We start from the raw sequence: 567 nt of genomic DNA on the forward strand, positions 1-567 counted from the left end.
GCTCGATCTCCACGCCGCTCTACTTGATGAAGCTGGTGGTGACGATGAAGAAGATCAGCATGATGAAGACCACGTCGAGCATCGGCGTGAGGTTCACTTCACTGGCCTCGCTGTCGGCCTCCAGGCGGCGTCTACGCATCCTGCTCTTCTCCGGTTTCCGCTTCGCCCGCGCGGCGGCCCGGGAGGGCAAGCCGATCGCCTGCTTCAACCTCGGCCGCACCCGCGCCGATGACCTCTACGCCCTCAAGCTGGAGGCGCCGGTGGAGGCGTCCCTGGCCGCGCTGTGCGGCCTCTGCGGGGGCGACGCCTGACGCCGCTCAGCCGCCGGCCAGCTTGACGGTATAGCCGCGCGCCTGAAGCTCCGTCTTGAGGCGGTCGCGATGGTCGCCCTGGATCTCGATCACCCCCTCCTTTACGGCGCCACCGGTGCCGCACACCTTCTTGAGCTGCTTGGCCAGGGCCTTGAGCTCCGCCTCGGGCAGCGGCACGCCGGCGATCGTGGTGACCCCCTTGCCCTTGCGGCCGCTGGTCTCGCGACGGATGCGCACGATGCCGTCGAGTTCGGCC

At 68.6% G+C, this 567-nt stretch carries 1 protein-coding gene and 1 pseudogene; one reads left to right on the forward strand and one right to left on the reverse strand.

The genetic code is table 11. The annotated features are described in order from the left end of the window. Positions 1-311 (forward strand): annotated as a pseudogene (locus tag DS839_RS37230) (hypothetical protein); the annotation flags it as partial. 6 nt (positions 312-317) lie between these two features. Here DS839_RS37230 and DS839_RS36005 read toward each other — a convergent pair. Next, positions 318-567, reverse strand: a 250-nt coding sequence (locus DS839_RS36005; RefSeq protein ID WP_119275359.1) for a translation initiation factor, incomplete at its 5' end; no start/stop codon positions are given.

The sequence above is a fragment of the Taklimakanibacter deserti genome (assembly GCA_003574785.1).